Source organism: Streptomyces sp. NPDC020299 (genome assembly GCF_044387825.1).
Taxonomy (GTDB): Bacteria; Actinomycetota; Actinomycetes; order Streptomycetales; family Streptomycetaceae; genus Streptomyces.
Genome location: NZ_JBIRWL010000005.1, coordinates 422436 through 447113, shown reverse-complemented (window position 1 = coordinate 447113; position 24678 = coordinate 422436). Strand labels below are relative to the sequence as shown.

19 protein-coding genes are annotated in these 24678 nt (G+C 69.4%); 6 read left to right on the top strand and 13 right to left on the bottom strand.

The window, feature by feature from the left end; genetic code table 11:
- Positions 1-171: 171 nt before the first annotated feature.
- The 4 genes from ACH45E_RS16350 to ACH45E_RS16335 all read right to left on the bottom strand — a co-directional run bounded on the left by ACH45E_RS16350 (position 172) and on the right by ACH45E_RS16335 (position 5811).
- Positions 172-2358: a SpoIIE family protein phosphatase gene (locus tag ACH45E_RS16350; protein ID WP_361438393.1), complete on the bottom strand. Its 2187-nt coding sequence runs from the start codon at positions 2356-2358 to the stop codon at positions 172-174.
- Between the two features lie 198 nt (positions 2359-2556).
- The gene (locus tag ACH45E_RS16345) at positions 2557-3777 is read right to left on the bottom strand and encodes an FAD-dependent monooxygenase (protein WP_361438395.1); all 1221 of its coding nucleotides are present in this window, start codon (positions 3775-3777) and stop codon (positions 2557-2559) included.
- Complete coding sequence (locus tag ACH45E_RS16340; RefSeq protein ID WP_361438397.1) at positions 3774-4724, bottom strand: dioxygenase; 951 nt, start codon at positions 4722-4724, stop codon at positions 3774-3776. Before ACH45E_RS16340 ends, ACH45E_RS16345 begins: the two co-directional genes overlap by 4 nt.
- Positions 4714-5811: a maleylacetate reductase gene (locus tag ACH45E_RS16335; RefSeq protein WP_361439129.1), complete on the bottom strand. Its 1098-nt coding sequence runs from the start codon at positions 5809-5811 to the stop codon at positions 4714-4716. Before ACH45E_RS16335 ends, ACH45E_RS16340 begins: the two co-directional genes overlap by 11 nt.
- Positions 5812-5958: 147 nt before the next feature.
- Here ACH45E_RS16335 and ACH45E_RS16330 point away from each other — a divergent pair, with 147 nt between their 5' ends.
- Both ACH45E_RS16330 and ACH45E_RS16325 read left to right on the top strand, forming a co-directional pair.
- Positions 5959-6807 (top strand): IclR family transcriptional regulator, encoded by an 849-nt coding sequence (locus ACH45E_RS16330; protein WP_361438399.1) that lies wholly within the window; start codon positions 5959-5961, stop codon positions 6805-6807.
- Between the two features lie 349 nt (positions 6808-7156).
- Positions 7157-8491 (top strand): aromatic acid/H+ symport family MFS transporter, encoded by a 1335-nt coding sequence (locus tag ACH45E_RS16325; protein ID WP_361438401.1) that lies wholly within the window; start codon positions 7157-7159, stop codon positions 8489-8491.
- Between the two features lie 1239 nt (positions 8492-9730).
- Here the strand turns inward: ACH45E_RS16325 and ACH45E_RS16320 are convergent.
- The 3 genes from ACH45E_RS16320 to ACH45E_RS16310 form a co-directional block, all read right to left on the bottom strand.
- Positions 9731-11233 carry a glycoside hydrolase family 43 protein gene (locus tag ACH45E_RS16320; protein WP_361438403.1) on the bottom strand — a complete coding sequence of 501 codons (1503 nt, stop codon included), beginning with the start codon at positions 11231-11233 and terminating at the stop codon, positions 9731-9733.
- Between the two features lie 111 nt (positions 11234-11344).
- The gene (locus ACH45E_RS16315; protein WP_361438405.1) at positions 11345-12766 is read right to left on the bottom strand and encodes a cellulose-binding protein; all 1422 of its coding nucleotides are present in this window, start codon (positions 12764-12766) and stop codon (positions 11345-11347) included.
- A gap of 180 nt (positions 12767-12946) precedes the next feature.
- Complete coding sequence (locus ACH45E_RS16310; RefSeq protein ID WP_361438407.1) at positions 12947-14011, bottom strand: LacI family DNA-binding transcriptional regulator; 1065 nt, start codon at positions 14009-14011, stop codon at positions 12947-12949.
- Between the two features lie 136 nt (positions 14012-14147).
- Here ACH45E_RS16310 and ACH45E_RS16305 point away from each other — a divergent pair, with 136 nt between their 5' ends.
- Positions 14148-15842, top strand: a complete 1695-nt coding sequence (locus ACH45E_RS16305; protein ID WP_361438409.1) for a cellulase family glycosylhydrolase — start codon at positions 14148-14150, stop codon at positions 15840-15842.
- 38 nt (positions 15843-15880) lie between these two features.
- Here ACH45E_RS16305 and ACH45E_RS16300 read toward each other — a convergent pair whose 3' ends face one another.
- From ACH45E_RS16300 to ACH45E_RS16275, 6 genes are all read right to left on the bottom strand, one after another.
- Positions 15881-16765: an SMP-30/gluconolactonase/LRE family protein gene (locus tag ACH45E_RS16300; protein WP_361438411.1), complete on the bottom strand. Its 885-nt coding sequence runs from the start codon at positions 16763-16765 to the stop codon at positions 15881-15883.
- Positions 16766-16784: 19 nt separating this feature from the next.
- On the bottom strand, positions 16785-17705 hold the full coding sequence (locus tag ACH45E_RS16295; RefSeq protein WP_399040875.1) for a sugar kinase: 921 nt from the start codon (positions 17703-17705) through the stop codon (positions 16785-16787).
- 50 nt (positions 17706-17755) lie between these two features.
- Entirely contained in the window at positions 17756-18376 is a 621-nt protein-coding gene (locus ACH45E_RS16290; RefSeq protein WP_361438415.1) for a bifunctional 4-hydroxy-2-oxoglutarate aldolase/2-dehydro-3-deoxy-phosphogluconate aldolase, read from the bottom strand.
- A gap of 61 nt (positions 18377-18437) precedes the next feature.
- The gene (gene dgoD / locus ACH45E_RS16285) at positions 18438-19583 is read right to left on the bottom strand and encodes a galactonate dehydratase (protein ID WP_361438417.1); all 1146 of its coding nucleotides are present in this window, start codon (positions 19581-19583) and stop codon (positions 18438-18440) included.
- Positions 19580-20332, bottom strand: coding sequence for a FadR/GntR family transcriptional regulator (locus ACH45E_RS16280; RefSeq protein WP_361438419.1), 753 nt, complete (start codon positions 20330-20332; stop codon positions 19580-19582). Before ACH45E_RS16280 ends, dgoD begins: the two co-directional genes overlap by 4 nt.
- 67 nt (positions 20333-20399) lie before the next feature.
- Complete coding sequence (locus tag ACH45E_RS16275; RefSeq protein WP_361438421.1) at positions 20400-21143, bottom strand: SDR family oxidoreductase; 744 nt, start codon at positions 21141-21143, stop codon at positions 20400-20402.
- A 220-nt stretch (positions 21144-21363) separates the two neighbouring features.
- On the opposite strand from ACH45E_RS16275, the gene ACH45E_RS16270 reads away from it, so the two are divergent.
- From ACH45E_RS16270 to ACH45E_RS16260, 3 genes are all read left to right on the top strand, one after another.
- On the top strand, positions 21364-22710 hold the full coding sequence (locus ACH45E_RS16270; protein ID WP_361438423.1) for a sugar ABC transporter substrate-binding protein: 1347 nt from the start codon (positions 21364-21366) through the stop codon (positions 22708-22710).
- Positions 22711-22773: 63 nt separating this feature from the next.
- Complete coding sequence (locus ACH45E_RS16265) at positions 22774-23679, top strand: sugar ABC transporter permease (RefSeq protein WP_361438425.1); 906 nt, start codon at positions 22774-22776, stop codon at positions 23677-23679.
- Positions 23676-24605, top strand: coding sequence for a carbohydrate ABC transporter permease (locus tag ACH45E_RS16260; protein WP_361438427.1), 930 nt, complete (start codon positions 23676-23678; stop codon positions 24603-24605). Before ACH45E_RS16265 ends, ACH45E_RS16260 begins: the two co-directional genes overlap by 4 nt.
- Positions 24606-24678 lie beyond the last annotated feature (73 nt).

Here is a 24678-nt window from a genome sequence, read left to right as displayed (position 1 = left end):
AGGACACCTCTCGGTGACAATCCCTATCAGTCGTGCCCGAGGCGTGTCCCGCCGGGGGCCTACCGCCGCCGCACGACCTCCCCCGTCAGGCCCGGCAGCCCGGTCTTCACCGTGAAGCCGGCCCTGGTCTGGAGGTAGCCGAGATGTCGACAACGCTGCAGGTCAACACAGCTAGACGGTGACGCCTGCGCGCCGGGGCTCGCCGGAGGTCTGGGCGGACGGCAGGTCCTGTTCCGTCCAGATGCATTTGCCGTCGTGGAGGTAGCGGGCGCCCCAGCGCCGGGAGACAGCTGCGACGAGCTGCAGCCCGCGTCCGCCTTCGTCGGTGTAACTGGCGTGGCGGATGCGGGGGGTGGTCAGGCTGCCGTCGTAGACCTCACATGTCAGGGATCGGCTGCGCAGCAGACGGAGGCGGACGGGACCCTTGGCATGCCGGACGACATTGCCCACCAGCTCGCTCACCACCAGCTCGGTCGTGAGCACGAGATCACCGAGGCCCCATGCGTCGAGCTGTTCGCGAACGTACGCGCGGGCCTGTCCGGCTGCCCGAGGATCGTTCGGGAGGCTCCAGGAAGCGACATCGCGAGCAGCGGCACATCGGGTACGGACGATGAGCAGGCCGGCGTCGTCCGTCGTCTGTTCGCGATCGGGCAGCAGAGCCGACATGACCCTGTCGCACAAGTCCTCCAGACTTCGGATGCCCTCGTCCTCCTCGGTGCCCTGGAAGCAGCCGGTGTCCGCCGTGACGTTGGAGAGGATCTGCCGCAGTTCGACCAGTCCCTGGTCAGCGTCCCGGGTGGCGGATTCGACGAGTCCGTCGGTGTACAGGACGAGAAGACTCTCGTCGGGCAGATGCAGCTGGTGAGTCTCGAAGGGAGGCTTGGCGGCGCCCAGGGGCGGATCGGGAGTCACGTCGGGGCTGTGGACAGTTCCGTCGGGGTGGACGACGACCGGCGGAGGGTGACCTGCCAGGGAATACGAGCACGTGCGCGTGACAGGGTCGAAGACCGCGTACAGGCACGTGGCGTAGAAGTCCTCGCCGAAGTCGGCGACCATGTCGTTGAGGCGGCTGAACAGCTCGTCGGGGGGCATCTCCAGGTCGGCCAGGGTGCGTACGGCGGTGCGCAGCCTGCCCATCGTGACCGCCTCGGTGATGCCGTGCCCCATCACGTCACCGATCACCATGGCGACCCGGTCGGCGGACAGCGGAATCAGGTCGTACCAGTCGCCGCCCACCTCCTCGCCCCGGCCCGCGGGCAGGTACCGGGCGACGGCGTCGGCGGCGGGCGGCCGGGGCAGCGTTCTGGGCAGCAGGCCACTTTGCAGTTCCTGGGCGCGGGCGTGTTCCACGTCGTACAGGCGGGCCCGTTCCAGCGACTGACCGACCAGACCGCTCAGAGCCGTCAGCAAGGCGCGCTCGTCATCGGTGAAGGACCGCGGCTCGCCGAAGGACACCACACACAGGCCGATGACGCGGCCGGAGGCCAGCATGGGCAGGAATGCCCATGCCCCCTTCGGAGACTCCTGGTGCACATGCCTCAGCGTCGAATAGCGCCCGTTCAGCTCCCCCATCGATCCGATGAACCGAGGAGTACGGGTGTGCACCACATCGTGGAACGCGGCATGGGCGGTGAGCGGTATCCCGTCGACCAGGCTGAGGAATTCCTGCGAATATCCGGCAGCGCCGACGACCTTCAGGTGGCTGCCTTCCAGCAACTGGAAGACCAGGCCATCGGCGCCGAAGGGAGGCAGGACGAACCCCGCGACGGCCTCCACGACATCGCGGGTGGTGACAGCCTCGGCGAGTGCGGCGGTCAGCTCACCCATGCGTACCGACCGCTCGGCCCCGGCCAACGGCCGCGTACCGGGCGAGGGGCCGGGGCCACCGCCCAGCCGTGCACCGGCCCATTCCGCCAACACGCCCAGCAGAGACCGCTGCGCCTCGTCCGGCTCACCGGGTCCCGCCGTGAGCACGGACAGCACACCGACCGGCCCGTCGGCACCGGGAACGGGCACCGCCGCCGTGCCGACCGCGCCGGCGCCCAGGCTGTCCCCGGCAACGCGGACGAAGCCGCCATGCCGCAGGGCGTGCACGGGCGCGGCATCCTGCTCGTCGGACAGATCTGCCCACTCCCCCGTACCTGCCCCGGACAGCCCGCTGGCGGCGGCCAGGCGCAACCGGCCGGCGGCGGGGTCATACCGGTGCACCAGCGCGCCCACGCCGCACAAGCACGTCGTCGCCAGCCTGAGCACGAGGGCCAGCGTCTCTGTGCCCTGCGCCGCGTCCCCCCAGACGTCTTCGCCAGAGGCCGCCAGGGAGCCGGACGGCAGGCGCTCAGGCTGCTCTGCGTCACCCACGGGGCCAGCCTTCCCAGCCGTCACCGCGCCTCCTGCCCACCCGTACACAAACGGGGGCAACGGTGAGCCTCCACCACCCAAGAATCGGGCATATCGCTATATAGCGGAAAGACTATCATCGCTGCTCGGCAGGCCACGCCCGTGGGCCGGCGAGGGAGACAGGGGCCGGATCGCCTGCCGCCTGGTGTCACCGGTGGTTCAGCCGGCCGCCGGTGTTTCCCGCACGGCCAGCTCGGCGTCGTGCCCGTAGATCCAGCCGTTGTGAGCGAAGGGGTCCTCGCTCGTGAACGCCGCGTCCCTGGCCTGCTGAGCGGGACCGTCGGGCAGGTGGTTGCTCTCGGCCCGGCCGCGGCTGATCCGCTGCACCCGGGTGGCGCGCGGCCGGCGTATGTCCTCGTAGCGGCGGAGCGCGGCGGAGGGGTCTTCAGGCCGGGCGGCGAGGCAGCCCGCCAGGACGGCGGCGTCCTCCATCGCCTGTGCCGCTCCCTGGGCGAAGAAGGGGAACATCGGGTGCGCCGCGTCGCCGAGCAGTGCGACGGGCCCGTTCGTCCAGCGGGGCAGCGGATCGCGGTCGAGCAGCGCCCACCGCCCCGTACGCTCCGCGGCCGCGAGGAGTGCCCGCAGGTCGGCGGACCAGTCGGCGAACTCGGCGCGCAGCTCCTCGATCCGCCCCTCGGCCGACCATGATTCCGTCGTCCAGTCGTGCGCCGGCCCGAATGCGACGATGTTGATCTGCGTGCCCGCCGAGATCGGATAGTGGACCAGGTGGCGGTCGGGGCCCAGCCACAGCGTCTGGACCGGGCCGCGCGCGAACGCGGGGGCACGCTCCGCCGGTACGAGGCATCGCCATGCGCACATCCCCGAGAACCGCGGCGAACCTGCCTCGGTCACGTACTGCCCCACGGTGGTGTGCACACCGTCGGCACCGACGACCACGTCGGCGACCTGCCGCGATCCGTCAGTGAACGTCAGTTCGACACCCTCGTGCAGTCGACGGAGACCTGCCAGACGGGCCCCGAGCCGCACCGAGGCCTCGGGGACAGCTGCCCGCACCGCGGCGAGGAGATCGGCGCGGTGGGCGACGTAGCTCTGCTCGCCGAAGCGCCGTTCGCATTCCTCACCGAGGTTCTGCGAGAAGAGCACGCGCCCGTCCTCCCAGCGCCGGAACTCCCATCCGACCCGCAGCGGCACCGCGCGCTCCTCAAAACGGTCCAACTGTCCCAGGCTGCGCAGCAGTCGCACGGCGTTCGGGGAGACGACGAGACCGGCACCGACCTCGGTGAGGGCGGGAGCCTGTTCGTACACGGCCGCATCGATCCCGGCCCGGTGCAGGAAGGCGGCAGTGGCGAGACCGCCGATTCCTCCGCCTACCGCGGCCACACGCAGGGCGGAACGTCGTCTCTTGTCCACACTGTTCATTCACCGGCTCCCGTCCGCCGAAGAGACGCCCGCCCCGCGGAGTCCGCGGGAGCGAGGACGATGTCGAAGCGGACACTCGACCAGGACCGGTCCGCGAGGTCGCGGCCGTCAGGGGTCGAGGTGCCCGCGGGATGCTGCACGAAATCGTGGACGAGGGAGTCCTTGACACCGAACACCGCGTCGCGGGTGAGGAGTTCGTCGCCACGGACGAAGATGTGGGTGATCAGGGCCCGCTTGCCCTCGGCGCGGACGTCGAAGTGCAGGTGCGAGGCGCGCATGGGGGAACGGCCCACCGCGGCGAGCAGCGCGCCGACGGGACCGTCGTGCGGGATCGGGTACGGGGTGGGCGTGATCGCCCAGAACCGGTAGGCACCCCTGTCGTCGGCGACCACGTGACCGCGCGCCGCCGTACGGTCGTCGTCGTACTGCACGTCGTAGAACCCTTCCTCGTCGGCTTCCCACACCTCGATACGCGCCCCCGGCACGGGCTTTCCGTCGGTGTCGGTGACCGTGCCCTCCACCCAGCACGGCTGCCCCGCGGCGCCGAAGGAGACGTCCCCGCCCAGCGGGATCTCGGGTGAGCCCTCGACAAAGAACGGGCCGAGCACCGTGGCCTCGGTCGCGTTCGCGTACGCCTCGTTGTTGATGGCGATCGTCTGCATGGACGCCCCCAGCACGTCCGACAGCAGGATGAACTCCTGCCGCTTGTCGTCGGTGATGTGCCCCGCCGCGGTGAGGAAATCGATCGCGGACGCCCACTCCGCCTCCGTCAGGCGCACTTCGCACAGAAACGCGTGCAGGTGCCGGGTCAGCGCCTGCATCACCTGCTTCAGCCGTGGGTCCTGCGCGGTCTCGAACGAGGCCACGACCTTCTCCACCAGCGCCTGTTCACGGTCCTGCTGCTCGGAGACCGCCTGCACGACCGCCCCGCCCTTCTCACTCCCCATGAGTTCTCCTCGTCATCGAGTCGTCGGTCATCGTCCGCGGGTCCGCACCCCGCCACGCCGCACGCAGCAGGCGATGGATGTCGCCGGCCGTCACCGGACGCGGATTGCCGTCCGGCACCACGTCCAGGACCGCCTGCACCGCGTCGTCGACATCGGTCTCCTGCAACCCGTAGTCGCGCAGTGCCGTAGGCGCCGCCACGTCACGACGGAGCCGTTCCAGCCCCTCGACGGCCGAACCGGCACCGAACGCGGCCGCGATCCGCTGCTCGGCCTCGGGTGCGGCGGGTGCGTTGAACGCCAGCACATAGGGCAGCACCACCGCATGGGTCTGGGCGTGCGGCAGGTCGTATCTGCCGCCCAGCACGTGGCAGATCTTGTGATGCAGCCCCGAACCCGCCGACGAGAACGCCACCGCGGACAGGTACGTCCCGTACAGCATCCGCGCGCGGCCCGGAAGGCCGGCCGGGTCGGCGACCACCGCGGGCAGACCGGCCGCCAGCGCACGGATCCCCTCCCCCGCCAGCGCCCGGTCGATCGGGTCCACGCGAGGGCCCCACATCGCGTCGACGCAGTGCGCCAGTGCGTTCAGCCCCGACGCGACGCTCATCGGCACCGGCAAGGACACCGTCAGCGTCGCGTCGTACACGACGGCGCGCGGCAGGACCCCCTCGTGGACTCCGGTGGTCTTACGCGCCTGCTCCGTCAGACCCCACACGCTCGTGGCCTCCGACCCGGCGTACGTGGTGGGAACGGCGATGATCGGCAGCCCGCTGGTCAGCGCGACCGCCTTCGCCAGGCCGGTGGTGGAACCCCCTCCGACGCTGATCAGCAGATCCGCCCGGTGTTCGGCCGCCACGGTGCGAGCCCGCTCGGCCACCTCGAGGGGAACGTGCATCACCACCTCGCCCCACCGCACCACGACCGGCAGGCCGGCGGTGACCGTCTGCGCGAGCTCAGCCTCGGCGGCCGCCGCGATCACCATCACCCGCGAGGCGCCGAGCCGCTCCACCTCGGCCCGTACCAGCGCCGCCGCCTCACCCGAGGCAAAGCAGACCCGCTGGGTCAGACTCTCGTGCTCGAAGCGCAGCAGCGCCCCGTCGAGTGACTCGTCGGCGCCATGGCCGCCGTCGGCTTGCGACGTCCCGGTCATGCGCATGCCCGGACTCCTTTCGACTGTCGGCTGTATGGGAGAGAGAGTCCAGGACGGAAGCAGCGAGGGTCAGTACGATGTCCGTTGAACGGACACCTTCCTGTCACGGCCGTCTGCCCACCCCGAGAATCACGGCAGGACGAAGCCCCCGCCACCGCGGCGAAAGGACCCGACACGGCCAACAGCAGCGACCGCGGCCGCACGGTCACCTCCCGGGCTCTGGCGATCCTGGACGCGTTCACACAGGAACGCCCGGAGCTGACCCTCGCCCAGATCTGCCGCCTCACCGGCCTCCGCCATGCCACCGCCCACCGGCTGGCCGGCGAACTGACGGCGTGGGGTGCTCTGGAACGCCTGGCCAGCGGCGTGTACGTCATCGGTCTGCGCCTGTGGGAGCTTGGCTCGCTCAACCCCCGAGGACTGCCGCTGCGCGTCCGGGCGATGCCCGTCATGGAGGACCTGCACGCCGCCACACAGCAGCACGTTCAGCTGGCCGTCCTCGACGGTACCGACGCCCTCGTCGTCGAACGGATCTCCTCGGCAGGGGCGGTTCCCTTGGTGTCCCAAGTCGGTGGAAGGCTGCCCCTGCACGCGTCCGCGGTCGGCCAGGTGCTGCTGGCCCACGCCGGCGAGGAGTTGTTCACCGAAGTCGTACGGGGCGGCCTGACCCGCTTCACCCCCAGGACCATCACCGACCCTGCCGCCCTGCGTCTGGCACTGGCAGAGTGCCGACGGACCGGCGTCGCGGTCGTACGCGAGGAGACCAGCCCGGACGCCCATTCGGTGGCGGCACCGGTCACCGACTCCAAAGGCCGGGTGGTCGCGGCCCTCTCCGTGGTGGGCACCGACGCCCGAACCCATCTGCTGGTACCGGCCGTCGTGCTGGCCGGCCGCGGCGTCTCGCGGGGCCCGGGTTCCGGGGCGGCACCTTAAGCACTCCCTGGAGTGCATACACAGCTACTTGATCAACGAGGAGCATGACCCTCTCCTGACCCACTTGGCCGTAGGTTCTCCGTACGCAACCCTTTACAGCCCCTTAATAGTGTGCACACTTAGCGGTGCAGGCGAGCAGCGGGAGATGCGGCCAGCCCGTCACTGCGTGAGCCTCCAGCCTCCGCACCCGTGCCCCGGTACGGCGCCGGTCAGCCTGCGACTACCGCCGACGAACTCGTGCGCGCCGCTTTCAGGGCGAGAGAGACCCCATCGACGAAGCCATGTGAGAGGACTTGCCATGCTCGTAGACAGTCGCGGAGGAGGTCGTGGCAACGCCACGTGGCCCCCTGTGACCTTGCTGGTACTCGCGATCTGCGGGATCGCGATCATCACCGACGGCTACGACGTCGTCATCTACGGCGCCGTGATCCCGTCCCTGCTCCACGAACCGGGGTGGGGCCTGACTCCCGCCCATGCCGGTCTGATCGGTTCATTCGCTCTGATCGGGATGCTCATAGGAGCCACGACCGTCGGCACCCTCACCGACGCCCTGGGCCGACGCCGCATCCTGATCGGCTGTCTGACCTGGTTCTCGGCGATGACAGGCCTGTGCGCGATCGCGACATCCCCCGAGATGTTCGGCACCTTCCGGTTCCTGGCCGGCCTCGGTCTCGGTGGCGTACTGCCGACCGCCACCGCTCTCAGCGGTGAATACTCGCACCCCCGCGTACGCAACCTGGTTTTCGCGATCATCTTCAGCGGCTTTCCCGTGGGCGGCATCGTCGCCGCTCTCACGGGGATCTTCGTGATACCCCGGTTCGGCTGGCAGGCGATGTTCCTGCTCGGCCTCCTCCCGCTCGTCCTGGTCGTGCCGCTGGCCCTGAAGCTGCTGCCCGAGTCCATCGCCTTCCTCCGGGTGAAGGGCAGGTACGCCGAGGCGCAGAGGACAGCTCAGCGCTGGAACATCCCTCTGGAAGACACACGGGAAGAAGTGCCGGCACCCGCACAGCCTCCTACCGAAACCGGCTCAGGCAGCATGTCGCCGGTGAGAGCCCTGTTCTCCCGCGGCTACGTGCTGGCGACCCTGTGCTTCATGGCCATGACATTCCTATGCCTGTTCATGATCTACGGTTACAACACCTGGCTCCCCGAAATCATGCGCCGGGCCGGCTACTCCTCCGGTTCCGCACTCGGCTTCCTCCTCATGTTCAACCTCGGGGCAGTCATCGGCCAGCTCATCCTTTCCCTGGCCGCCGACCGACTCGGCTCGAAACCCATCATCGTCACGACCTGCCTCACGGCCGGCGTGGCAGTCATCCTGCTCAGTCTGCGGCTGCCCACCACGGTGCTGTACGCGGCCGTCGCGCTGGGGGGTGTCGGGGCGATGGGCACACAGACGTTCGTCCTCGCCTACGTCTCCAAGCACTACCCGGTACGGATGGGCGCCACTGCGATGGGCTGGACGCTGGGCATCGGCCGCCTTGGCTCGATGCTCGCCCCGCCGCTGCTCGGACTCATCATCGGGGCCGGGCTTGCGTACCAGTGGAACTTCTACGCCCTCGCCGTTCCCGGTGTCCTCGGCGCCGCACTGATCGGCCTGGTTCCCCGCACGCCTGGAGAGCCGGCTCCGGTGGGACACGCAAGCGCGGACGGGCCCGCGCACTCCCTGCCGGAGCCGACCTGATCCGCAGGTCGAGGTCATGCCTGAACCCGGCGGTGCACCCCGAACAGGGTGCACCGCCGGGGTGCACCCGGTCCCCCATCCCCGCTCGCCCACGGCCGTGCCCGCGAGCCGACGCTCGTAGCCGCTCTGGACGTGCCCGGACCATGCACCGCACCCCGGACTGTCGGCGTCCGACACACGACGGCCTGTGCTGCGACGTGCACGGGACCGGATCCGGCACCACGGGAGACCGGCATGGAGGGTACCCGCAGCCGCCCGCGGGGCCACCGCGGGCAGCGGCCGGCAAGGCTACAACGGGAAGACCTGGGTCCAGTCAGCCCGTAGCGGAGGCTCGGTCGCTGTCGATGCTTCAGGCGGAGGCGGGGCGGAGCGGGGCGCCGGGGACGGGCGAATGCCGAACAGTGAACCTGCGGCCTCCGAAATCGCTGCGGCACATCGCACTGACACCTCCTCCGGGACAGCCATGCGCCGCAGAGCCCCGGCGAATGCATCCTCCACCAGTTCCAGCCGTCGCGAAAACTCGCCGGGCCTGCCCAGGCGTCCGGGCTCCGCCAGGTCGGTGAGCAGCTCCCACGCTTTGTGCTGCACAGGGATCAGAGCCTCCCATCCGTATGGCCGCCGTCCCGGCCAAGGGCCATCGGTCCCGGCGACGCGCAGGCCGAGGGCTTCGCGGACCCGGTCGGCGATACAGGAGTGCCACTGTGCCAACTCATCGAGAGAATCGGCTTGGAGGCCGGAGAGGATCACGAACAGGGCCGAAGCGCCCGTGGGCCAGTCGTCAGGGCCGCCCGCTCCTCCCCCGGCCGGATGACCGGGCCTCAGAAAGGCACGGAGCAAGCTGAGGCTCTCGGCGGCGCGCTCAGCCGCGTACTGACATGCGTAGTCGGTGGGCATGGTTCTTCATCACTTCGTCGGGGTGCTGTCGGCATTTTCTGCAACTGGCTGGATCTGGCTGCGCGCACAGAGCCGACCTGGTCAGCTCGGGCGAACGACACACCCAAAGTGTGTACACACTTATCGATGACGTCCAGGCATCCATGAAACAGTTTCCGATCCGACATCGGAGATCACGGGGGACGTGAACCAATCCAAGCCCTTGGCAAGCCATCGCTTAATGTATGCACATACTGAACCGGTCCGGAGATCGTCAACGCGATCCTCTACATCAGCCCTCGGACGCCACGTTCCGGCCCGCCTGGTCCCAGGATGGCCGTGGGACCAGGCGTATGCGCGGCTGCCTCAGTCTTCGAGCGGCTCGTAGTCGAACCAGTCGAAGTGCACCGAGCCGGCCGCCGCGAACATGCCGATGACGCGGCCGGTGAAGCCGCCGGCGACCTCCGTGGACAGGTACTTGCCGTCGAGAGAGGCGAGCTCGACGAATGTGCCGTCCGGTTCCTCGATGCCGATCGAGACGGTGTCGGGGCCGGTCCGGGCGTCGGTCAGGGTCCGGACCGCGGTCACCTCTACGCGGAGCACCACAGGTCCGGGCGGCACCGGCCGCGACGCCACGACTGTGCTCAGCGGGCCAATCCGGGCGAGCACCCGTACCTCGCCGGACGCGGCCTCGATGTCGTAGTGGTGCTGCTCGTCGAGGCGGACGGCCAGGCCACCGCGTCCTTCCGCCATGTCGGCCAGGGCTCGCACCCGGCAGGACAGATGCTGCTGCCGCCGGCCGACGAACGTCACGTCGGTGTCGTCGAGTGATCCGCCGCGGGCGCGCAGGGTCAGCCAGCCGGGCCGGTCCTTGGTGGTGCAGTCCTCCGCGGGGCGATGACGCAGAGAGACCCAGTACGGGGCCAAGTCGCTCAGCTCGAAGTCGTCCCGGACCGGCGTGACAGGGCCCGGCTGGAGCGGCCAGGGAGGCGCGGGCGCCTCGAGCGACAGTTCGCCGACGACCGGCCAGCCGTCCTCCCAGTCGACCCGTACCAGGAACGTCTCCCGGCCGAGTACGTGCCACCCGGGCGTGCCGCCACCCGGGCGCACTCCGAGCAGCACCATCCACCACGAGCCGTCGGGTGCCTGGACCAGGTCCGCGTGGCCGGTGTTCTGGATGGGGTGGTCGGTGCCGCGGTGGGTCAGGATCGGGTTGGCCGGGCATGGCTCGAACGGCCCGTCGGGCGTGCGGCTCCGGGCGATCGAGACGCCGTGGCAGCGCTCGGTGCCGCCCTCGGCGATGAGCAGGTACCAGTAGTCGCCGATCCGGTACAGGTGCGGTGCTTCCGGGGCCTTGGCGCCGGGCGACCCGGACCAGACCTTGCGGTCGGGACCAAGCGTCTTGCCGGTGTGGGTGTCGAGGCGGACCTGTCCCACGCCGGCGACGGTGCACCAGCAGTTGCCCTCGTCGTCCCAGGCGAGATCAGGGTCGATGCCGGGGACTGAGGGCAGCCGGATCGGGTCGGACCAGGGGCCTGCCGGGTCGGTGGCCGTGAACAGCATGTTGCCGTCACTGCTGACATTCGTGACGATCAGCCAGAACCGGCCGTCATGGTGTCGCAGTGTGGGCGCGTATATCCCGCCCGAGGAGGGCGAGTCCAGCGGCAGGCGCAGTTGGCTCGGCCGGTCCAGCGCGTTGCCGATCTGGGTCCAGTGCACCAGGTCCCGGCTGTGGAAGATGGGTACGCCGGGGAAGTACTCGAAGCTGGAACATGCGACGTAGTAGTCCTCGCCCACCCGGCAGATGCTCGGGTCGGGGTAAAACCCCGGGATCACTGGGTTGTTGATGGTGGCGCCCGTCTCGGGCATGCTCGACACCCTGATCGAGTCCTTTCACTGGTTCACTGGTTCGCTCGTTGACTGCTTGCACGGCTCTGCCCACGTCGTGCCGGCGTGGGCAGAGGGTTCGGGGCCGCCGGTTCAGCGGGCGGGATGGAGTTGTACGACCACGATCGAGTAGGCCGGGACGGTCTGGCGGGTGGCGCTGCCGGTGGTGGCGGAGCCGATCGACGTGGCGTTCTTGCGGTACGAGTACACGGTCGGGGTGGCCGAGGACGGGGTGAACCCGCTGTAGGACAAGGTGACCGTGGCCTCGTTGACGGGGTCCTTGTTGATGAGCATGACGCTCACGTCGCCGTTCGCCCGCCGCACGGCGTGCGCGGACACCAGCGACGTCGAGCCGACGGCCTGGACCAGCCTGTCCCCCGGTGTGCCCAGCTTGGTGACCATCCGGACGCCGTAGTAGGGCGGGAAGGGCGTGTTGAGCGGGGGCTCGCACGAGGCGCCGCTGGACAGGATTCCTCCGTCGTCGTAGTCGGTGGCGCCTTCCACCGTGGTGACATGGCTACAGTCCGTGCCGTTGTGCAGGTCCCACCAGTCGAGGGTGAAGGCGCCGTTCTCCATCCACGTCAGGTACTCGTCCGGCGCGAAGAGCCCGTTCGGGGAGGTGTCTTTGTAGGCGTTGGCGTTGGCTTCCGTCACCGCTATGCCCACGTTGCGCGCGTTGCTCCCGGCGTACTGGCTGATGAGCGACCGCAGAGTCGCGGCCATGCCCGGGATCTCGGCCTGGGGCTTGCCCAGGAGGTCGGCCTCGCTGTTGCCGATCGGGTAGTGGTGCACGATCACGAAGTCGATCTTCGATCCGGCGATCGACAGGACCGTGTGGTTCCAGTCCATGGAGTCGCCGGATCCGGTGATGCCGTCCGGCCAGGCTCCCGGCGTGGTCAGCACCGCGCCGATCTTGATGGTCGGGTCGACGGCCTTCATCGCCGTGGCGTACTGCACGAGGTTGGTCGCGTACGTCGTGGCGGTCTTGCCGGCGTGGTGGTCGGTCTCCCAGGTGGCGCCGTAAAGGCCGTTGCCGTAGACCTCGTTGCCGACCTCCCAGTACTTCACCCCGTAGCCCTTGGTCACGTTCGCGTACCGCACCCAGGCCGCCGCTTCCTCGGGTGTGCCCGAGCCGTAGTCGGCGGTGACGATCGACTGCGCCCCGGTGGCGCGTACCGTCCCCATGAAGGTGTCGAAGTCGGTGTTGGGGGCGACGTAGCCGCCCTCGGCCGTGTGCGTCTGCCAGTGGTAGATGTCGGCGTAACTGCCGCCCGGGTAGCGGACCATGCCGACGCCGGCATCTTTCAGCAGCCCGGGGACGGCCGAGTGGTTCATGTTGCCGTCGTAGACGGCGACGTTCATTCCGACTCCGGTAGCCGGGATGGTCGCCAGGGTACGACCGGTGTCCACCGACACTGAGGCGGTGACGGCCGCTGAAGCGGCCTGCGCCGACGGGGTGGTGGCCGTGATCGAACCGGCCGCGGCCAGCGCCACGGCGGCGACCAGTCCGATCAAGCGTGCGCGGTGCCTTTGGATCGATCTCCGCATGAGTTCCTCCAGCAGCATGACGACCGAGGCGCGTGAACTCGGGACGCGCACCACAGTCTGCGGGTCCCGGGTGCTTGGCAAGTACTGCGACAGATTCGAAACTTTCGCAGTCGAAGTCTGGAGTGTTTCTCCGTCGGTTCCGCTGCGTCAGTCCTGCGGCGGAGCCGTACTGCCCCGGACGGTCAGAGTCGTCGCGATCTCCAGCCCGACCTGGGGTGCCTGTTCGCCGCGGCCGAGAGTGAGCGCCAGTTCCGTCGCCGCCACAGCCATCTCGGTCAGGGGCTGGTGGACCGTGGTCAGGGGCGGGTCGATCCAGGAAGCGACCGGGAGGTCGTCGAATCCGACGACGCTCAGGTCGTCGGGGATGCGCAGGCCGGCCTCGCGTGCCGCCTGGTAGACACCGAATGCCTGCAGGTCGTTGGCAGCGAAGATCGCTGTGGGGCGTTCGGGCAGGGCCAGCAGGGAACGCGCTGCCTCGCAGCCGTCCTCACGGGTGAGTTCCGCGTGCACCACGAGTTCCGGATCGGCCGGCAGGCCGGCGGCCTGCATCGCGGAGCGGTATCCGTCCAGCCGGGCGACGCAGCACAGCACGTCCTGCGGACCGCTGATCACCGCGATACGGCGGTGTCCGAGCCCGGTGAGGTGGCGGGTCGCGGCGCGGCCGCCGGACCAGTTCGTGGTGCCCACGAAGGGGACGTCGTCCGGCAACTCCGCGGTCGGGTCGAAGACGACGAACGGGATACCCTTCGCCGTCAGCTGCTCCCGCTCCGCCTCGGAGAGCTGGGCCACGGACAGCACGCACTTCGGACGCCGTGAGACGGTGTCGTCCCAGGTCGGCGCGGTGTCATGGAGGCCGAACCGGGACACCATGAGGCCGACGCCGTGCTGGCGGGCCACCTCCTCCACGCCCCGGATGATCTCCACCGCCCACAGGTCCTTGAGCTCGCGGAACACAAGCTCCACGACGTTGCTCCGGCCGGATCCAGAGGGCCTGCGGTAGCCGTACCTGTTGACCAGTTCCTCGACACGGGCGCGTGTGTCCGCGGAAACCCCCGACTTGCCGTTGATCACCTTGGACACGGTCGGGACCGACACCCCCGCCGACTCCGCGATGTACGCGATGGTGACCGGCCTGGACGAGTCGCCCTGCCTGCGTTCCTCGTTCGTCGGTCCGTCAGCTGCGTGGTCCGCCAAGGTCGCCTTCCCGATCATCGCACCGCCCGCTCGTGTGCTCGGGCATTATCTCATCCCTTGCCTGCGCACCGGGTGCCTTCAAGCATCTCCTCATGTTAACTTCTCCGCCGCATGGAGAGAAAGTTTCCGTTCTTCCAACTGGAAGGTGCACGTGATGACGAGGAGACTGGCAAGCTTCCTGGCACTCCTCCTGGCGATAGCCCTGTTCCCGTTGTTACCCGCCACCGCACAGGCCGCCGACCCGCCCCCGCCCAGTGCGCCCGCCGCCCGCAGTGCGGTGGCCGCCATGCAGCCGGGCTGGAACCTGGGCAACACCTACGACGCCATCCCCGACGAAACCTCCTGGGGCAATCCGCCCGTGACCAGGGCACTGTTCAGGAAGGTCAAGTCGCAGGGATTCAAGAGCATCCGGCTGCCCGTCACCTGGGGCACCCACCAGGGCTCCGCACCCGACTACACGATCGACCCGGCCTGGATGGCGAAGGTACGGCAGGTCGTCGACGGGGCGCTGGACGAGAACCTCTACGTGATGATCAACATGCACCACGACTCATGGATGTGGGTCAACAACCTCTCCACGGATCATGACGCCGTCCTCGCCCGCTACACCGCCACCTGGACCCAGATCGCGGCGGAGTTCCGCGACGAGCCGTCCAGACTGGTCTTCGAGAGCATCAACGAGCCGACGTTCAGCGGCACTTCCGGTGACGACGAGAACTACCGGCTGCTGGACGAGCTCAACACCGTCTTCCACCGGATCGTCCGCGCGTCAGGGGGTCGCAACGCCGACCGGCTGCTCGTCCTGCCCACCCTGTACACCAACGCCGACCAGGGGCGGCTCGACGCGCTGGCCGCGAGCATCACGGCCCTGCACGATCCCATGGTGGCCACGACCATCCACTTCTACGGATGGTGGCCGTTCAGCGTGAACATCGCCGGATACACCCGGTTCGACGCCACCTCGCAGAAGGACCTCACCGACACCTTCGACCGCGTGTACGACACGTTCGCCGCCCGCGGCATCCCGGTCATCATCGGCGAGTACGCCCTGCTCGCCTACGACCACAACCGCCCCGGCATCATCGAGCGGGGCGAGGTGCGCAAGTACTTCGAGTTCCTGGGCGACTACGCCCGCCGGCGCAAGCTCACCACCATGCTCTGGGACGCCGGTCAGTTCCTGAACCGCACCACCCTGCAATGGCGGGACCCGGAGCTGTTCGCCCAGATCAAGTCGAGCTGGACCACCCGTTCGGGAACCGCTTCCAGCGACATGGTGTTCCTCCCCAAGTCGAGTGCCGTCACCAGCCAGACGCTCACGCTCAACCCGAACGGCACCGACTTCCAAGGACTGCGGCACGGCTCCCGCAACCTCGTGAAAGGCAAGGACTACACCGTCTCCGGCGACCAGCTCACGCTGACCGCCGCCGCACTCACCGAACTGGCCGGCGACCGGTCGTACGGGGTCGACGCGACACTGGAGGCGAGGTTCTCACGCGGTGTCCCATGGCGGATCGACGTGATCACGTATGACGCCCCCGTTCTGTCTAACGCCTCCGGGAGCACCAGTGGCCTGACCATCCCCACCCAGTTCCGGGGCGACCAACTGGCCACGATGGAGGCCACGTACGACGACGGAAGCAACGCAGGACCGGCGAGCTGGACGCCCTATCAGCAGTGGGACACGGCCTTCTCGGCCTACACCGGCGACTCCATCAAGCTGACCTCCGACTTCGTCAACTCCCTCAAGGACGACTCCCGGGTGACGCTCACCTTCCACTTCTGGAGCGGTGCCTCGGTGACCTACCACGTCACCAAGGCGGGTAGCACGGTGACCGGCACGACCGCCTGACCGGCCACTGCTCCGGCCGCGCGGTGGACGCACAGGGTTCAGCGTCGGCCGCGCCAGGAGCAGGCCGCCGTTCCGACGGCCGGTACGGGGATGCCGAGCACCGCGCCGGAGGTCGCTGTCGGGCTCTTCACTCCGTACCGGGCCGTGGTGACGAAGGCGCGGTTGTCACCGGGGTGCAGACACACCGATGTGGGGTGCGGGGCGGGAACGGTCAGAGTGTGGAGCGGGCGGCCGTCGGGGTGGTACCGGCGGACCTCACCCGCGCCCCACATCGCGACCCACAGGCAGCCCTCGGCGTCGACGGTCATCCCGTCGGGGCTGCCTTCGCCATCGCCGAATTGGGCGAAGGTCTCCGGGCCTTCGGAGAAGTCGCCCGAGACGGGGTCGACCCGGCAGCGCAGGATCGTACCGGCGGCCGTGTCGGCGAGGTACATGGTCGTGCCGTCGGCGGTGAACGCGGGCCCGTTGGCGATGGTCAGGCCGTCGAGGACGCGTACGACCGTGCCGTCGGGGTCCGTTCGGTACAGGGAGCCCGCGCCGGGGGTGCCGTCGTAGGCCATGCTGCCGGCCCAGAAGCGGCCGGCGGGGTCCGCGACGCCGTCGTTCATACGGCTGGGGACGGTGGTGCGGTCCTCGGGGCGGTCCAGCCATTCCAGTGTGCCGTCGGCGGTGAGGAGCGCGATGCCGGTGCCCGCGGCGGCGATCCATGTGCCCGGCTGGTCGGCCACGGGCGCGACGGCACCCAACGGCACGTCGAGCCGGGCCAGTTGGCGCGGGGCCGGTTCGGTGTCGTCGGGCAGTTCGAAGAGCCTGCCGCTGAGGATGTCGACGTACACGTACCGGCCGTCGAACCAGCGGCCGCCCTCGGCGAGTTCGTACGCTCCGTCCACGACGACCGCCGCGGTGCTTGCCGTGAATGTCATGGTCGGTCTCCTGGGTGGGTCAGCGGATGGTCGTGCCGTCGGGCTGGTCGAACAGTCCGAGTTCGTCCCGCGTCGGCAGGCCCTCCCAGTCGCCCCGGGTGGCGACGGCGAAGGCCGCGGTGGTGACGGCCCGGTGCAGACGGGCGGGGATGTCCGCACCGTCGAGGAGACCGGACAGGTACCCGGCCACGAAGGCGTCACCGGCGCCGACCAGGTCGATCGCGTCGACCCGGCGCGCCGGGCGGTCGGTCGCCCCGTCCGCGGTGAAGACGGTCGCACCGCGGGCGCCCCGCTTGACGACCACCTCGCCGACTCCCTCGGCCAGAACGCTGCGCACGGCCTCCGGTTCCTCCGCGCCAGGGCGTTCGAGCACCAGCGGCAGCTCGTCCTCGGAGGCGATGAGCAGATCGGTTCGGGCCAGCAGCGGCCGGAGCGCCGCACGGGCGCGGTCGGCGGTCCACAGCCGGGAGCGGTGGTTGACGTCGAGGCATACGGTGATACCGGCGTCGCGGGCGGCGGTGGCGGCTGCCAGGACGGCCTCGGCCGCCGACCCGCTGAGCGCCGGTGTGATGCCGGTGAGATGCAGAACGCGGGGTCCCGCGGCCAGCGCGGGCAGTACGTCGGCCGGCGAGACGGCCGAACCCGCGGAACCGTCGCGGTAGTAGCTGACGCGCGTGAGCGTGCCCAGGCGGGGTTCGGTCAGCAGCAGTCCCGTGGGGCGGCCGGTGTCGTCGGTGACCGCGTGACCGATGTCGACGCCTTCGGCGCGCAGCGTGCGCAGCACGAGCGCACCGAGTTCGTCCGCGCCGACCCGGCCGGCCCAGCGCACCCGGTGCCCGAGCCGGGCGAGGCCGATGGCGACGTTGGACTCGGCTCCCGCCACGGACAGGCCGAGGCTGCCGCCGAGCCGCAGCGCGCCCTGTGCGCGCAGCGCCGCCATCGTCTCGCCGAAGGTCACCACCTCGGGCGGGGCCTGGGGGTCCGGTGCCGTCACGACGTCTCCCCCGCGGCGACCTTGCGGAACTCGGCCGCGCGGGCGCGGAGTCGGTCGAGGTCGCCGCCTTCGGCCGCGTCCCCGACGAGGGGTGAGCCGACTCCGACGGCGATGGCGCCGTGGTCCAGGTAGAGACGGGCGGCCTGTGCGTCCACTCCGCCGACGGGCACGAAGGGCACCTCGGGGAAGGGGTCGCGCAGGGCCCGCAGATAGCCGGGGCCGCCGAGAGTGCCGGGGAAGAGCTTGATCGCGGCGGCGCCCCGGGCGAGGGCGAGCTCGATCTCGGTCGGCGTCAGGGCTCCCATCAGGACGGGGACGCCGTAGGGCTCGAGACCGTCGACCAGTGCCGGGGTGACGAGGTACGACGCACCGGCTTCCACGGCCTGGGCCGCGTCCGCCGCCGAGCGCACGGTTCCGGCGCCCAGCAGCGCGTCGGGGCCCAGTTCGGCGCGGGCCTGCCTGATCACGGTGAGGGCGTCGGCGGTGGTCAGCGAGACCTCGATGGCCGCGATGCCCTCCTCGGTGAGGGTGCGTACGGTGCGCAGGGCCGCGGCGGGGTCCTTGCCCCGTACGATCGCGAGCAGGCGGTGGGTTCGGAGGGATTCCACCAGGTTCATCGGAGCGGGCTCTCCTTGGGGATGGCGCGGGTGTGGGGTTCGGGGGCCGGGCCGGCGGCGGTCACCATTCGGTGAACGCCCCGTCGGCGCCGCGCCATACGGGGTTGCGCCAGCGGTGTCCGGTTTCGGCGGCGTGGCGTACCGCCTTCTCGTCGATCTCGACACCCAGCCCCGGGCGGGAGCCGGCCACGGCGTATCCGTCCTGGAAGCGGAAGGGTTCGGGGTCCATCACGTACTCCAGCAGGTCGCACTGCTGGTTGTAGTGGATGCCCATGCTCTGTTCCTGGATGAGGAAGTTCGGTACGGAGAAGGCGATCTGGAGGCTTGCGGCGAGGGCGATCGGGCCGAGGGGGCAGTGCGGGGCCAGGGCGACGTCGTACGTCTCGGCCATGGCGGCGATGCGGCGGACCTCGGAGATGCCGCCGGCGTGCGACAGGTCGGGCTGGGCGACGGCGATGCCGCTGGTCATCACCTCGCGGAAGTCCCAGCGGGAGTAGAGGCGTTCGCCGGTGGCGAGCGGGATGCTCGTGGACTCCGCCAGGCTGCGCAGGTGGCCGGAGTGCTCGGGCTTGACGGGCTCTTCGACGAACAGGGGGTGCAGCGGTTCCAGCAGGGGCAGCAGGCGGCGCGACATGGCGGTGGAGGCCCTGCCGTGGAAGTCGACGGCGATGTCCCGCTCGTCACCCAGCACCTCACGGACGGCCGCGACGCGTTCGACGACCTCGGCGGTGCGTGCCGGGGTGTCGATGGGTGCCAGTTCGGCCGAACCGTTCATCTTCACGGCGGTGAAGCCCGCCTTCATCTGCTCCTCGGCCAGCTCCGCGACGTCACTCGGCCGGTCCCCGCCGATCCAGGCGTACATCCGGACCCGGTCGCGTACGGGGCCGCCGAGCAGGCGGTGCACCGGGACACCGTAGGTCTTGCCGGCGATGTCCCACAGTGCCTGGTCGATGCCGGCGACGGCGCTGGAGAGGATGGGACCGCCCCGGTAGAAGCCGCCCTTGGTGAGCACCTGCCAGTGGTCCTCGATGCGCAGCGGGTCACGCCCTACGAGGTAGTCGGCCAGTTCGTGGACCGCGGCGCGTACGGTCTCGGCGCGGCCCTCGATGAGGGGCTCACCCCAGCCGGTGACGCCCTCGTCGGTGGCGACGCGCAGGAACAGCCAGCGCGGAGCCACCAGGAACGTCTCAACTCCGGTTATCTTCAAGACACTTCCTTCGGCAGCGTGTCGGTCGCGACTTCGTCGTGGTCTTCCCGCGCCCGTACGGCCGCCAGGTCGTGGGACGCCTGCGCCAGGAGGGACTCGACGGCCGCCACGGCGGCGTCCGGGTCCTGTGCTTCGACGGCGTCCAACAGGTCCTGGTGTACGGGAATGGAGTCGGAGAAGTGCTGGGCACCGTGCACGATCCGGTCGCGCACGCGCAGACCGGCCTCGATGACCACCTCCATCCGGCTGAGCAGTTCGTTGTGCGCGGCGTCCAACAGGGCGCGGTGGAAGGCCAGATCCGCCTCGATCATCGCGTCCGCGTTCGCGTCCGTCCCCGCCGCCGCCATCGCGTCGAGCGCGTGACGCATCGCGTCCAGGTCGGATGTGGTGCGGCGGGCCGCGGCGAGCCGGGCTCCCGCGGGTTCCACTATCGCGCGGACCTCGGCGAGGTCCTCCAGGAAGCCTTCGGTGGGAGCGCTGCTGCCCTGCCAGCGCAGCAGATCGCTGTCGAGCAGGTTCCAGTCGGCGCGGGGCCGGATGGTCGTACCGCGTTTCTGCCGCGATTCGAGGAGGCCCTTGGACGCCAGCACACGCAACGCCTCACGCACGACGGTCTTGCTGACGCCGAGCTCTGTTTCGAAGTTGGCCGGGTCCACGACGGAGCCGGGGGGGTAGTCGCCGCGGATGATGCGTCGGCCCAGCTCCTCCACGGCCTGGCCGTGCAGTCCCCTACCAGGATGGGTCACCACAGTCTCCGTTTCCGTATAGGTCCTGTCCGCGGACGCCGCGCACGGCTCACCGCACGGTGCGCGGCGCTCACGAGGACTCCTTCATGACGCTCCATCCTCCATCAATCACCAGGCTCGCTCCGGTCACATAGGAGGCGTCCGCCGATGCCAGGAAGGCGACGGCGGAGGCGACCTCCTCCGGCTGCCCGAACCGCTTCGCCGCCGTGGCGGCCACGCTGCGCTCCCGGTCGGACTCCGGGATCCCGTCCCAGGCGGCGGTCAGGATGGGGCCTGGCAGCACCGTGTTGACCCGGATGTCCGGTCCGTACTCGACGGCCAACTGCCGCCCCAGCGAGCACAGCGCGCCCTTCGCGGCGGCGTAGGCGGCGTGGCCCGGCAGGCCGATGACCGCGTGCACCGAGGAGGTGAGGACGACGGAGCCCCTGGCCTCGCGCAACATGGTCGCGAAGGTCTTCATCCCTCGCCAGGCCGGCTTGAGGAGTACGGCCATCTGGCCGTCCCATTCGGCCTCGCTCATGTCGTGGGCAGGCTTGTTGAGCTGGGCGAAGGCGTTGCTGTGCAGCACGTCCAGCCGTCCGTGACGCTCACCGACGTGGCGGGCCAGGTTCTCCCAGTCGACGGCCGAGGTCACGTCGCAGCGTACGTACTCCGCACGTCCTCCACTGTCCTCGATGCCTGCGGCGACCGCCTTGCCGGCCGCGTCGTCCACGTCCGTGACCACGACCGTCGCGCCCTCGGCCGCCAGCCTTCGAGCCGTGGCCGCGCCGATTCCGTGCGCTGCGCCGGTGATCACCGCCACGAGCCCGGTCATCCTGCGGCATTCCGTCATCGCGTGTGTCTCCCCATCTGGTGCCTGCGCGTCCGAGGTCTGCGCGTCGGGAGCCTGCTCCTCTGACGCCTGCATCCACCATAGCTGTTTCAATTAATTATGAATATATCTTGACGGGGTGGCGACACCGCTCCGAAACTGACCGGCAAGAAACACGCAACAACAGGCACCTCCAGTACGAAGCCAGGAAGGACCTCCTCCCATGAGCCGCACCACACCCCTCCGCAGAAGCAGGGGCGCACTCGCTGTGACCCTTGCCGCCGCCTCCCTGATGATCTCCGCCTGCGGGGGTTCGACCGGTTCGCAGGACAAGGGACTCCAGGCACCTGCCAAGCCCGGCCAGAAGGTCGACCTGCGCTTCTGGTCGTGGGTCCCCGGTGTCGACAAGGCCGTCGACAAGTGGAACGCCACTCACCCGGACATCCACGTCAAACTGGAGAAGATCCCGGCAGGCAGCAGCGGCGGCTACGCGAAGATGCGCGCCGCGCTCAAGAGCGGCAACGCGCCCGACCTGGCGCAGGTGGAGTACCAGGAGATCCCCTCGTTCCTGCTGGAGAACGGTCTGGTGAACCTGTCCCAGTACGGCGCGGACAAGGACAAGCCGAAGTTCGTGGACTGGCAGTGGCAGCAGGGGGTCTTCGGCTCGAAGGTCTACGCGATCCCCCAGGCGTCCGGCCCGATGGGCCTGTTCTACCGCTCCGACCTGTTCAAGAAGTACGGCATCAAGCCGCCCGCCACGTGGGACGAGTTCGCCCAGGCGGCACAGAAGATCCACAGCGCCGACCCGAAGGCCTACATCAGCACCTTCCCGGCCGGCAACTCCGCCTGGTTCACCGCACTCGCATGGCAGGCCGGCGCCAAGTGGTTCGGCGTGAACGGCGACACCTGGTCGGTGAACATCGCCTCCCCGCAGACCCTCAAGGTCGCCGCCTTCTGGGACAAACTGCGCAGCCAGAAGGTGATCAAGACCGAACCGGACTTCGCCAACGGCTGGTACAAGGACCTGCAGACCGGTGGCATCACCTCGTGGGTCAGTGCCCAGTGGGGCGACGCCATCATCAGCGGAAACGCTCCTCAGACCAAGGGCAAGTGGGCGGTCGCACCCATGCCGCAGTGGACGAAGGGAGCGAACGCGTCCGCGAACTGGGGAGGATCCTCCACAGCTGTCCTCAAGGGCGCCAAGCACATCCCCGAGGCCCTGAAGTTCGCCGAATGGCTCAACACCGACCCCGCGAGCGTCGACCTGCTGCTGCAGGGCGGATACGGCTGGCCCGCGGCGGCCGACGGGTACAAGGGCTCCTCGCTGGACAAGCCGTCACCGTTCTTCGGAGGCCAGAAGTACAACGAGGTCTTCGCGAAGTCGGACAAGAGCATCGACAACTCGTGGAAGTGGATACCGACGATCGACGCCACCTACCAGCACCTCAATGACGGCTTCCAGGCCGCCGTGGCCGGCAAGGGCTCGTTCGTCTCCGCGGTCCAGCAGGCACAGAAGCAGACCGTCGAGGACCTGAAGAGGAAGGGTCTGAAGGTTTCCACCGGCCAGTGACCACCTCCGGAGGGGGGACACGGCCTCCGCCGTTCCCCCCGCCGGACTCCAGAAAGTACCCTCATGCCCACCCGAGCGCCCCGCCGCCGCAGGAATCTGGCGCCCTTCGCCTTCGTCGCGCCGTTCCTCCTGCTGTTCCTACTGACCTTCGCCGTCCCCATCGGCTACGCCGTCTACCAGAGCGTCATGGATGACGAGCACACCGGAGCCCTGGGGCTCGGCGGTACCCGTACCGTCTTCGTGGCGCTGCGCAACTACTCCGACGCGTTGTCCGATCACGCCTTTCTGCAGAGCATCGGTCGCGTACTGCTGTTCGCGGCCGTCCAGGTGCCGGTGATGGTCGTGCTGGCCGCCGGGCTCGCGCTGCTGCTGGACACCGCCTCGGCCAGGGGCGTGCGGTTCTTCCGCGCCGCCTTCTTCCTGCCCTATGGCGTTCCGGGGGTCATCGCGTCCATCCTGTGGGGCTTCTTGTACGTTCCGGGAGTCAGCCCTCTCGTGGACGCCATGCACCACCTGGGAATATCGGTCGACCTGCTGGGCGGAAACACGGTCCTGTGGTCCATCGCGAACATCGTCACGTGGGAGTTCGCCGGCTACAACGTCCTGGTTCTCGTCGCCCAGTTGCGTACCATCCCCGCGGAGCTGTACGAGGCCGCCCGCATCGACGGCGCCAGCGCGTGGGTGACGGTCCGGCATGTCAAACTGCCGCTGCTGCGCCCGGCGCTTATCCTCACCACGGTCTTCACCATCATCGGCACGCTGCAACTGTTCGCCGAACCGCTGGTGCTCAAGCCCGTCTCGTCGAGCATCGACAGCGCCTACACCCCCAACCTCAGCGCCTACAACGAGGCGTTCACCAACGACAACTACCACCTCGCCGCTGCCGAGGCGGTGCTGCTCGCCCTCGCCGCGTTCGTGCTCTCCTTCGGATTCCTGCGGCTGATCAACAAGGGAGGTGGGGACGCGTGAGTCTCCAGACACCGGCCCGCACGGTCCCTCCAGGGGGCGAGACGCCGGCCTCCGACGACGGCACGACGCCGCGCAGCGGCATCACCGGGGTCACCAGGCGCAGTCGCATCCTGGTCACCGGCATGCTCGTGGCGGCCGCCTCGTACTTCCTGCTCCCGGTGTACTGGCTGGTCGTGGCGTCCACCAAGTCCACCGGCGGCCTGTTCGGCAGCTTCGGCCTGTGGTTCTCCCATCCTCAGTTCTGGCACAACCTGCACCAGGTGGTCACCTACGACCATGCGATCTACCTGCGCTGGGCCGCCAACAGCCTGCTGTACGCGGGCGTCGGCGCGGGCGTGGCGACGCTTCTGGCCGCGATGTCCGGCTACGCGCTGGCCAAGTTCTCCTTCGCCGGCCGCGACACGATCTTCAACATCGTGCTGGGTGGCGTCCTGATCCCCGCCACGGCGCTGGCGCTGCCCATGTACCTGCTGTTCAGCAAGGCAGGTATGGCCAACACCTACTGGGCCGTACTGCTGCCGAGCTTCGTCAGTCCCTTCGGCGTGTACCTGTGCCGGATCTACGCCGCGGCGTCCATACCGGACGAGCTGCTGGAGGCGGCCCGCATCGACGGCGCGGGAGAGGTCCGCATCTTCACGGTCGTCGTTCTGCGCATCATGACCCCCGCCCTGGTGACGATCTTCCTTTTCCAGTTCGTCGGCATCTGGAACAACTACTTCCTGCCGCTGGTCATGCTGTCCGACGCCAAGCTGTACCCCATCACCCTCGGCCTGACGTCGTGGCAGTCCTTCGCCGACCGCCAGCCGCAGCTCTACCAGCTGACCGTCGGAGGCGCCTTCGTCTCCGTCGTCCCGCTGATGATCGCCATGGTCGCCCTGCAGCGCTTCTGGCGCAGCGGTCTGACCGAGGGCAGCGTGAAGGGCTGACGCCGCCGGACCGGGCGGTCCGGCCCCACGCGGGGGACGGAGTCACCGTCTGATGCCCACACACCCAGGTATT